This is a genomic window from Tardiphaga sp. (genome assembly GCF_028290785.1).
GTDB lineage: Bacteria > Pseudomonadota > Alphaproteobacteria > Rhizobiales > Xanthobacteraceae > Tardiphaga.
This window is the reverse complement of sequence record NZ_JAQGJD010000382.1, coordinates 1-9,410: the sequence shown is the minus strand read 5'-3', so window position 1 is coordinate 9,410 and position 9,410 is coordinate 1. Positions and strand designations below refer to the sequence as shown.

The 9,410-nt window shown below is 62.4% G+C and carries 11 protein-coding genes; 4 read left to right on the top strand and 7 right to left on the bottom strand.

The window, feature by feature from the left end; translation table 11 throughout:
* The 7 genes from JWR89_RS24290 to JWR89_RS24260 form a co-directional block, all read right to left on the bottom strand.
* The coding region (locus tag JWR89_RS24290) for a protease modulator HflK (protein ID WP_299720758.1) at positions 1-557 on the bottom strand (557 nt) is incomplete at its 3' end.
* Positions 558-707: 150 nt separating this feature from the next.
* The gene (locus JWR89_RS24285) at positions 708-1,223 is read right to left on the bottom strand and encodes a dihydrofolate reductase (protein ID WP_299720759.1); all 516 of its coding nucleotides are present in this window, start codon (positions 1,221-1,223) and stop codon (positions 708-710) included.
* Positions 1,223-1,711 (bottom strand): GNAT family N-acetyltransferase, encoded by a 489-nt coding sequence (locus tag JWR89_RS24280; RefSeq protein WP_299720757.1) that lies wholly within the window; start codon positions 1,709-1,711, stop codon positions 1,223-1,225. Before JWR89_RS24280 ends, JWR89_RS24285 begins: the two co-directional genes overlap by 1 nt.
* Entirely contained in the window at positions 1,708-2,502 is a 795-nt protein-coding gene (locus JWR89_RS24275) for a thymidylate synthase (RefSeq protein ID WP_299720756.1), read from the bottom strand. Before JWR89_RS24275 ends, JWR89_RS24280 begins: the two co-directional genes overlap by 4 nt.
* A 162-nt stretch (positions 2,503-2,664) precedes the next feature.
* Positions 2,665-3,645, bottom strand: coding sequence for a tripartite tricarboxylate transporter substrate-binding protein (locus JWR89_RS24270; RefSeq protein ID WP_299720755.1), 981 nt, complete (start codon positions 3,643-3,645; stop codon positions 2,665-2,667).
* Between the two features lie 69 nt (positions 3,646-3,714).
* Positions 3,715-5,280 (bottom strand): tripartite tricarboxylate transporter permease, encoded by a 1,566-nt coding sequence (locus tag JWR89_RS24265; RefSeq protein ID WP_299720754.1) that lies wholly within the window; start codon positions 5,278-5,280, stop codon positions 3,715-3,717.
* Between the two features lie 7 nt (positions 5,281-5,287).
* Positions 5,288-5,788: a tripartite tricarboxylate transporter TctB family protein gene (locus tag JWR89_RS24260; protein ID WP_299720753.1), complete on the bottom strand. Its 501-nt coding sequence runs from the start codon at positions 5,786-5,788 to the stop codon at positions 5,288-5,290.
* Between the two features lie 465 nt (positions 5,789-6,253).
* Here JWR89_RS24260 and JWR89_RS24255 point away from each other — a divergent pair, with 465 nt between their 5' ends.
* From JWR89_RS24255 to JWR89_RS24240, 4 genes are all read left to right on the top strand, one after another.
* The gene (locus JWR89_RS24255) at positions 6,254-6,772 is read left to right on the top strand and encodes a ClpXP protease specificity-enhancing factor SspB (protein WP_299720752.1); all 519 of its coding nucleotides are present in this window, start codon (positions 6,254-6,256) and stop codon (positions 6,770-6,772) included.
* 96 nt (positions 6,773-6,868) lie between these two features.
* Positions 6,869-8,320: a class II fumarate hydratase gene (gene fumC, locus JWR89_RS24250; RefSeq protein WP_299720751.1), complete on the top strand. Its 1,452-nt coding sequence runs from the start codon at positions 6,869-6,871 to the stop codon at positions 8,318-8,320.
* Between the two features lie 293 nt (positions 8,321-8,613).
* Entirely contained in the window at positions 8,614-8,802 is a 189-nt protein-coding gene (locus tag JWR89_RS24245; protein ID WP_299720750.1) for a DUF4169 family protein, read from the top strand.
* Positions 8,799-9,053, top strand: coding sequence for a ribbon-helix-helix domain-containing protein (locus tag JWR89_RS24240; protein WP_299720749.1), 255 nt, complete (start codon positions 8,799-8,801; stop codon positions 9,051-9,053). The genes JWR89_RS24245 and JWR89_RS24240 overlap by 4 nt, the downstream gene beginning before the upstream one ends.
* Positions 9,054-9,410 lie beyond the last annotated feature (357 nt).

Here is a 9,410-nt window from a genome sequence, read left to right as displayed (position 1 = left end):
GCCTTCACGGTGCCTTCGGGGTTCTGGATGTTGAACAGGAAGTTGCCGACGCCGTCGGGCTTGATGCGCCACAGCACCGTGAAGTCGACGTCGACGATATTCTCGTCGCCGGTCAGCATCAGACTTTCCTCGGGCACGTCGCGGATGGTGCGACCGCGGCGCGACGGGTCGTCGCCGATGGTCATGCCGATGCTCAGGGTCGAGACGCGCAACGCCTTCGGCAGCAGCACGGTCTCGATCGGATACGGCAGATGATAGTTCAGGCCGGGCTGCACGGTGCGGACATGCTTGCCGAAGCGCAGCACGGCGCCGAGCTCTTCGGACTGCACGCGGAAGAAGCCGGACAGGCCCCAGATCACCAAAGCGGCGGCCAGCACCAAGGCGATGCCCATGCCGCTGACGAAGCCGCCGGGCAGCAACGACTGCAGACGGTCCTGGCCACGGCGCAGCAGATCCTCGAGATCAGGCGGCCTCGGTCCGGACGCTTGCGGACCGGATCCCCATGGTCCCTTCGGACCAGAGCTCCACGGACCTCCGCCTTGATTCTTCCACGGCATTCACACTCTCCTCTGCGCGGCCGGGCAACCCGGTCTCGCCACATCTGGACGGCTTTATAGGGGACGGACCCGGCTCTTACAACGCGGGAGCCGTAACGCTGGAGCTATGCTTAAAGCCACAATTGTCAATGTTAACAGTCGCAAACGCGGTTAATGCGGACTGCGTCGGCGATATGTCACATAGGAGAAATCGACGCTGTCCTCGGCCGCAGCAGAATGCCGGACCCGCGCCGCCTCTTCCCAGATCGCCGGATCGATGGCCGGAAAATGCGTATCGCCGACCGGGCGGGCATGGACTTCGGTGATTTCGAGCCGGTCGGCGACATCCATCCATTGCGCATAAATCTCCGCGCCGCCAAGCACCGCAATCTCGGTGACCGAGCGCCGCAGCGCGTCGCCGAGCGCCACGTCGCGCGCCTGATCGAACGAGGTGGTCACCACCGCACCGGCCGCCTGGTATCCGGCATTGCGGGTAATGACGATGTTGGTCCGTCCCGGCAGCGGCCGTCGCGGAAACGACTCGAAGGTCTTGCGGCCCATCACGATCGGCTTGCCCATGGTCAGCGCCTTCAAACGCTGCATGTCGGACTTAAGCCGCCACGGAATCGCATTGCCCTGCCCGATGACGCCGTTCTCGGCGATGGCGACCATGAGGGTGATGGAGATCATGCGGCAGACTCCGACGCCAGCTTCTGCAGCGCCTCACCGCTCGCACGGCAGATCGTCCACTCATCCATCATGGTCGCGCCGATCAATTTGTAGAATGCAATTGATGGCGCATTCCAATCCAGCACCGACCATTCAAAGCGCGCCCACCCCTTCTCGACGCAGCGTTTCGCCAATGTCACCATCAGTGCTTTGCCGACGCCGTGTCTGCGGTGCGCGGGCCGCACAAACAAATCCTCGAGATAAATGCCGTGACGCCCCCGGAACGAGGAGAAATTGAGAAACCAGAGTGAAAACCCGACCGGCTCGCCATTCCATTCCGCGATGTCGCAATAGACGCGCTGCTGAGTACCGAACAGGGCTTCCGAGATCATGGCCTCGGTCGCGCCGACCTCGTGCGAAAGCTTTTCATACGCCGCCAGCTCGCGCACGAACCCGAGAACCAACGCGGCGTCGTCGCTGCGAGCCGCACGTATGGAAAGGCTCATACCGCAACCGCCGCCTTGATATGCGGATGCGGATCGTAGCCATCCAGCACGAAGTCCTCGTACCGGAACGCAAAGATATCCTTCACCTCCGGATTGATCTTCATCACCGGCAGCGGGCGCGTGGGCCGCGTCAGTTGCAGCCGGGCCTGCTCCAGGTGGTTGGAATACAGATGCGCGTCGCCGAGCGTATGGATGAAGTCGCCCGCTTTCAGGCCGGTGACCTGCGCCACCATCATCGTCAGCAGCGCGTAGGATGCGATGTTGAAGGGCACGCCGAGGAACACGTCGGCGGAGCGCTGGTAGAGCTGGCACGACAACTTGCCGTTCGCGACATAGAACTGGAACAGGCAGTGGCATGGCGGGAGCGCCATCTTATCGACGTCCGCGGGATTCCACGCCGTCACGATCAGCCGCCGCGAGTCCGGATTGCGTTTGATCATGTCAACGACATTGGCAATCTGGTCGATGGCCCGCCCGTCGGCCGCCGGCCACGAGCGCCACTGCGAGCCGTAGACCGGGCCGAGATCGCCATTGGCGTCGGCCCATTCGTCCCAGATCGAGACGCCGTTGTCCTTGAGATATTTGATATTGGTGTCGCCGGCGAGAAACCACAGCAACTCGTGGATGATTGCCTTCAGCGGCAGCTTCTTGGTGGTCAGCATCGGAAAACCGGCGGCCAGGTTGAAGCGCGTCTGGTGGCCGAACACCGACAGCGTGCCGGTGCCGGTGCGGTCGTGCTTTTCGGCGCCGTCGGCGAGGATGCGTTCGAGCAGGTCGTGATACTGGTTCATGGTCTATGCGGGCCTGATGAGCCGACGAACTTATCGTTCCGGCCGGTCGTGCAACACGGCGATTCCCGGATTATACCCGGAAAAGTGGTTCCTGCCCCGCCGATGACAAGGGCCGGATCCTGAAATCCGGCCCCTCAAATCACGCCGCCATCCGGCGCTGGATCACATCGCGGGCTTCAGCACCGCCGACCATTTTTCGACTTCGCTCTTCACCAGGGCCGCCAGCGCGGCCTGGGTGCGGCCGTCGGCCTTGGGAATGTCGGAGCCGAGGTCGAGCAGCCGCTTGCGCACGTTCTCGTCGTCCAGCGCCTTGGCGGCGGCGGCATTGAGCTTGGCGACGATCGCGGGCGGCGTGCCCTTGGGGGCGAAGATCGCGTTCCAGGCGGAGACCTGATACTTCGGCAGGCCGGCTTCGATGGTGGTCGGCAGGTCTGGCAGCGACGGGTTGCGCTCCGGCGTCGCCACTGCATAGGCCTTGATGGTGCCGCCGTTGATCTGCGGCACGGCGTTGACGATCTGGTCGCACATGTAATCGACCTGGCCGCCGACCAGCGCGTTCATCGCGGGTCCGGTGCCGTTGAACGGCACCCCGGTCGGCTTGATCTCCAGCACCGAACTGAGCAGCTCGCAGGACGAGTAGGACACCGAGCCGATGCCGGCATGGGCCATGTTCATCTTGTCGGTATTGGCCTTCACGTAAGCCACGAATTCCTTGAGATCCTTGGCCGGGAAATCCTTCTTGGCCAGGATCAGGATCGGCGTGCCGGCGAGCAGCGCGACCGGTTCGAAGTCCTTCTCGGGATGATAGGCCAGCTTCGGATACAGCGGCACGGCGGCGGCATGGGTGCCCATGTGGCCGGTGATCAGCGTGTAGCCGTCGGGGTTGGCGCGCGCCGCGCGCGTGGTCGCGGTGGTGCCGCCGGCGCCGACCACATTCTCGATGATGATGCTCTGGCCCAGCGTCTTGGCCATCTCGGCCGTGACGATACGGGCGATGATGTCGGTCGGACCACCCGCGGCAAACGGCACGATCATGGTGATGGTGCGGGTCGGATAGTCCTGGGCCTGGCCGGAACCGGCCATTGCGGCAATGCTGGCCAGCGCAAGTCCGGCGGTCGCAAGCGTGCGACGAAGGTAATTCATGACGTTCTCCCCGAATTTTTTGTCATCGCCAACGCGATGCGTTCGGGGCAACTCAATACACGCCGCAGTTCAGCTTTCGGATTCGACGAACACCTCGTCGCGCTTCTTGCGCAAGGAGGGAAGCAGCGCCAGCACCAGCAGGAAGGCCGAGATGGCCATCAGGCTGGCCGACAACGGGCGGGTGAAGAATACCGTCGCATCGCCGCGCGAGATCAGCAGGGCCCGGCGCAGGTTCTCTTCCATCAGCGGACCCAGCACCATGCCGAGCAGCAACGGCGCCGGCTCGAAGTCGTGCTTGATCAGCCAGTAGCCGAGCAGACCGAAGATCCCGGCCAGCACGACGTCCATCGGCGCGTTATTCACCGAATAGATGCCGATGCAGCAGAAGATCACGATCGACGGGAACATCAGCCGGTAGGGCACGCGCAGCAGGCGGACCCAGATGCCGACCAGCGGCAGGTTGATGATCAGCAGCATCAGGTTGCCGACCCACATCGAGGCGATCATGCCCCAGACCAGTTCGGGCTGCTTCTGCATCACCTGCGGACCCGGCACGATGCCGTGGATGGTCATCGCGCCGACCATCAGCGCCATCACCGCGTTGGGCGGGATGCCCAGCGTCAGCAACGGGATGAACGAGGTCTGCGCCGCGGCGTTGTTAGCGCTTTCCGGGGCGGCGACGCCTTCGATCGCGCCGCGGCCGAACCGCGACGGATCCTTGGAAAGCTTCTTTTCCAGCGTATAGGCGGCAAACGACGCAATCACCGCGCCGCCACCTGGCAGGATGCCGAGGATCGAGCCCAGCACCGTTCCGCGAAGAATCGCCGGCGCAGAGTCCATCATGTCCTTCCGGGTCGGCATCAGGCCCGTCACCTTCTCCTGAACCAGGTCGCGATCGCCCTCGCCGCCGGCATCCAGGTTGCGGATGATTTCCGCAAAACCGAACAGGCCCATGGCGACGGTGGCAAAGCCGAGGCCGTCAGCCAGTTCGGGGACGTTGAACGACATCCGCGCGGCGCCCGTTTCGATGTCGGAGCCGACCATCGACAGCAGCAGGCCGAACACGATCATCGCGATCGCCTTCAGCACCGAGCCCTTGGCCAGCACCACCGCAAAGATCAGGCCGAGCACCATCAGCGAGAAATATTCGGCGGGGCCGAACGCCAGCGCCAGCTTGGTCAGCGGCGCGCCGAGCACCGCGATCAGTACGGTGGCGACGCAACCGGCGAAGAACGAGCCGATCGCGGCAATCGCCAGCGCCGGACCGGCGCGGCCCTGCTTGGCCATCTGGAAACCGTCCAGCGCGGTGACCACCGAACTCGCCTCACCGGGAATGTTGACCAGGATCGAGGTGGTCGAGCCGCCATATTGCGCGCCGTAATAGATGCCGGCGAGCATGATCAGCGCGCCGACCGGCGGCAGGCCAAAGGTGATCGGCAGCAGCATGGCCACGGTGGCGATGGTGCCGATGCCCGGCAACACGCCGACCAGCGTGCCGACCAGCGCGCCGATCAGGCAGAGCAGGATGTTGATGGGAATCGGAATCGACATCCCGTGCAGGAACGCAGGAGCCCATTGCACGAACTGGAAAACGACGCCGAAGCCGAGACCGAGATTGGAAAAAAGATCGCCCATAGCGCCCTCAGCGGTTCAGAAACGCGGGCAGCATCTGCAGAGGCAGACCTAGCGCGTAGGGAAATAGGAGAGCACAGCCCGCCGTCAGGCAGACGCCGACAATGAAGGTCTCTTTCCATTGCGTCTCATGGGTGCCCAAAGCGGCAATCATGAAACTGGCCATGGCGGAAAAGATCATGCCCATCGGGCGGATGCTGACGGCGAAGCTCAGGATCGCCAGCGACACGAATAGCGGCCCGCGCCAGGCATAGACTGCGAGCTTCGGCCCTTCGGTGAACGCGCCGACCACCATGATGGCAAAGCCCAGCACCAGCAGCAGCACGCCGAACATCCGCGGCGCGGTGCCGGCGCCGAACGAGAAGCCGCGCATGCCCTGCAAGTCGCTGGACGCCCACAGCGCGAACAGCGCGATCGCCACCAGGGCGAGACCGCCAAAAAAATCCTGTGGCCCTTTTATCCAGCCTGGCAGGATCGATTCTCCCGGCACATGGCTCGGCGCATCACTCATCGGTACGTTCCCCTTAAACGAGCTTGTAGCCCAACGTCCTTTGGCGGCTGCGTTGCAACCCCCAGACCAAGCCTGCCTAGCGATTTTCATGGCACAATGCCAGCGAAACCAAATCCGCCCGGCCACGACAACCATAGCGGGTTGAGCCGCACAGCCATCGCGTAACCGGCGCAGCCGTCGCGGCTTTCACCCCTGTTACCGCCGCACGCCCGGCGACACCCGTTGTTCGCGGCAGTGCATCAAACCCGGTCCGGCCCGCCCAACTCCGACCGCTACGTCACGTCGCCTGAAGCCCCCGCACGGCTTTATCCCCTTCTATTTCCGCTCTATATTGAGGGCGCCGGCTTGCCTGCCCTGCAGACCTGGGGCTTATGCCGGCGTAGAATGGCAGAAATAGTGTGAGTCGGACCACGGCACGTCCACTGCTCCGCCTCCGGCTTTTTTCGAACGCGACGGGACCGACTAATGGCAACCGATCATATCCGATACGACGTCCTGGCGCGTGATGCCCTGCGCGGCGTTTTGCGGCGCGTGCTGATCGACGCCGCCGAGCACGGCCTGCCCGGCGAGCACCACTTCTTCATCACCTTCGTGTCGACCGCCGACGGCGTCAAACTGTCGCCGCGCCTGCTGGCGCAATATCCGGAAGAGATGACGGTGATCCTGCAGCATCAATTCTGGGATCTGGTGGTGACCGAGGATCGCTTCGAAGTCGGGCTCTCCTTCAATGGCATTCCCGAGCGCCTGGTGGTGCCGTTCAATTCCATCAAGAGCTTCTTCGATCCGTCGGTGCAGTTCGGCCTGCAGTTCGAGCCCACCGATGCCGTGACCGAGACCGCCGCGACGTCGACGACGTCGGCCGAAACCGCTGCCACGTCCCTCGCCGCGCCGCCGGCCGCGCCTGCGCCCGAATCGGACGAAGAGCCCGCCAAGCCCAGCGAAGGCGCCGAAGTGGTGCGTTTAGACCGCTTCCGGAAGAAATAATCGACATAGCGGTATAGAGTATGGGAGCCGCGCTCGTGCGGCCTCATACGCATGCGCCGTGTCTACAGGGATCGCGGCGTCGCAAGGACCGCATCCATGGCCAAATCTTCCAAGCCCGCATCTTCCAAGCTCGCATCTTCTAAGACCGCCACCGCCGCGAAGCCGACCCGCACCGAGACCGACAGCTTCGGCCCGATCGAAGTAGCGTCGGATCGTTACTGGGGCGCGCAGACCGAACGGTCGCGGCAGAATTTCAAGATCGGCCATGACCGGATGCCGATGGGCATCGTTCGCGCGCTGGGCATCGTCAAGCTCGCCGCGGCGCAAACCAACCTCGAACTCGGCCTGCTCGACCCGAAGCTCGCCCGCGCCATCGTCGCCGCCGCCCGCGAAGTCATCGACGGCCAGTTCGACGATCACTTTCCGCTGGTGGTCTGGCAGACCGGATCCGGCACACAGACCAACATGAACCTCAACGAGGTGATCGCCAACCGCGCCAGCGAAATGCTCGGCGGCGAGCGCGGAGCCAAGAAGCCCGTGCATCCTAACGACCACGTCAACATGAGTCAGTCGTCGAATGATTCATTTCCGACCGCAATGCACATCGCTGCAACTCAAAGTATACTTCACGACATGATCCCCGCTCTGAGCGAATTGCTTGTCGCACTGCGGAAGAAGGAAAAGGCATTCGCCAAGATCGTGAAGATCGGCCGCACCCACACGCAAGACGCGACGCCGCTGACTCTCGGTCAGGAATTCTCCGGCTATGCCGCGCAGGTCGAGAGCGGAATCGCGCGGCTGCGCGTCGCGGTGAAGGATCTCTACCCGCTGGCGCAGGGCGGCACCGCCGTCGGCACCGGACTCAACTCCAAGCCGCGCTTTGCCAAATTGTTTGCAAAGCACGCCGCTGCCATCACCAAGCTTCCGTTCACCACTGCGCCGAACAAGTTCGAAGCGCTGGCGTCGAATGACGCCTATGTGTTCGTGCACGGGGCGATCAACGCCGTCGCGACAGGTTTATTCAAGATTGCAAACGACATTCGCCTGCTCGGTTCGGGGCCGCGTTCGGGGCTCGGCGAACTGATCCTTCCGGAGAACGAGCCGGGCTCCTCGATCATGCCGGGGAAGGTGAATCCGACGCAATGCGAAGCAATGACAATGGTTTGCTGTCAGGTATTCGGCAACCACACGGCCATCACGGTGGCCGGCAGCCAGGGCCACTTCGAACTCAACGTGTACAAGCCGGTGATGGCGCATTGCATGATGCAGTCCATCCAATTGATCGCGGACGTTGCGCGATCATTCACAGAGAACTGTGTCGAGGGAATTCGCGCCGACGAGCAACGCATTCACGATTTGATGCAGCGATCATTGATGCTGGTTACGGCGCTCGCGCCAAAAATAGGATATGATAATGCCGCGAAGGTAGCCAAAATTGCTCACGCCAGCGGCACGACTTTGAGAGAAGAGGCTGTGCGACTAGGGTTTGTTACATCGGCCGAATTCGATCGACTCGTGCAGCCGGCCAAAATGATACATCCCGGGTAATGGAACAACGGGGGTAACAGCTTGTTGAGAAAGACCCGGTAGTGAAATAGTTATAACTCATATCGGCTAAGTGCTTAGACCGATCATCTATCATTGACGATTTTTACCGTGATAGAGCAGAAGGTGACAGCGTAGGGCTCCGCACTGGAGTATTGTAAGTGCGAAGTCGCCGAAAAGAGTGACGGGGAATTTCATAATGGGGAGTGAAACTGACTCTACCGGCAGCACGCACAACTGTTGGATGGTAGCTGAAACGTTTCTCGCTCCATCAAATTTTTAATACAGGAGAGATCATGGGCGACCTGATCAATCTGAACCGATTTAAGAAGCGCACGGCACGCGACCAGTCAGCCAAGCAGGCCGAGGTCAACCGGGCGCGCTTTGGTCGCACCAAATCCGAGCGAACCTTGGAAGAGCAGCGCACATTCCGTGCGAACACCGTGCTGGATCAGCACCACATCGATGGCGAGGACGCATCATGAAATCGCCTGTAGTTAAACGATCTATCGTCGTTGCCGGCCACAAGACCAGCGTGAGTCTGGAAGAGGCTTTCTGGAACGGCATGAAGGAAATCTCGAATCTTCGGGATATGACGCTGTCCGAATTGGTGGGGGAGATCGACACCAATCGACAGCAGGGCAACCTGTCCTCAGCAATCCGGCTGTTTGTGCTGGATTACTTCCGGACGCGCGCCGTGCCGCATCAGCGCGTTGCCGATCACGCATCTATGTAGCAAGACCGGCGCTTGCGCGACATCGTCGCAGCAGGCGGCGACTCGTCTTGTTCTCGCGATCTTCAGCAGTTCTGGAGTCGAAATAGCTATCGGTATCGTTCCCCGAGCGCGTTGCGCCGCGTTCGCGTGGTGTGTCGCATCGGGTACTACGGTTGCCGCCAAGAAAGCTCGCTCCCGGCTCTGCAGTGCACAACGCTTCCTGCGAATGCTTTGCATCTCAGAAGGCGCATTGCACGGCGTCCGGGCCACGAGCTCACATCACTGCAATGCAAACAACCACCCTTAAAACGCCGGCCGCGATGGCGCGGCTGCGGGCGGCGTCAGCACCATGGGCGGCGCCGGGCGCGGCCGCGGCGC

What these genes read in the sequence shown, in the direction of transcription:
- JWR89_RS24245 (WP_299720750.1), top strand. Translation starts at nt 8,614, where the DNA reads ATGGGCGACCTGATCAATCTGAACCGATTTAAGAAGCGCACGGCACGC.
- JWR89_RS24240 (WP_299720749.1), top strand. Translation starts at nt 8,799, where the DNA reads ATGAAATCGCCTGTAGTTAAACGATCTATCGTCGTTGCCGGCCACAAG.
- fumC (WP_299720751.1), top strand. Translation starts at nt 6,869, where the DNA reads ATGGCCAAATCTTCCAAGCCCGCATCTTCCAAGCTCGCATCTTCTAAG.
- JWR89_RS24265 (WP_299720754.1), bottom strand. Translation starts at nt 5,280, where the DNA reads ATGGGCGATCTTTTTTCCAATCTCGGTCTCGGCTTCGGCGTCGTTTTC.
- JWR89_RS24275 (WP_299720756.1), bottom strand. Translation starts at nt 2,502, where the DNA reads ATGAACCAGTATCACGACCTGCTCGAACGCATCCTCGCCGACGGCGCC.
- JWR89_RS24255 (WP_299720752.1), top strand. Translation starts at nt 6,254, where the DNA reads ATGGCAACCGATCATATCCGATACGACGTCCTGGCGCGTGATGCCCTG.
- JWR89_RS24280 (WP_299720757.1), bottom strand. Translation starts at nt 1,711, where the DNA reads ATGAGCCTTTCCATACGTGCGGCTCGCAGCGACGACGCCGCGTTGGTT.
- JWR89_RS24270 (WP_299720755.1), bottom strand. Translation starts at nt 3,645, where the DNA reads ATGAATTACCTTCGTCGCACGCTTGCGACCGCCGGACTTGCGCTGGCC.
- JWR89_RS24260 (WP_299720753.1), bottom strand. Translation starts at nt 5,788, where the DNA reads ATGAGTGATGCGCCGAGCCATGTGCCGGGAGAATCGATCCTGCCAGGC.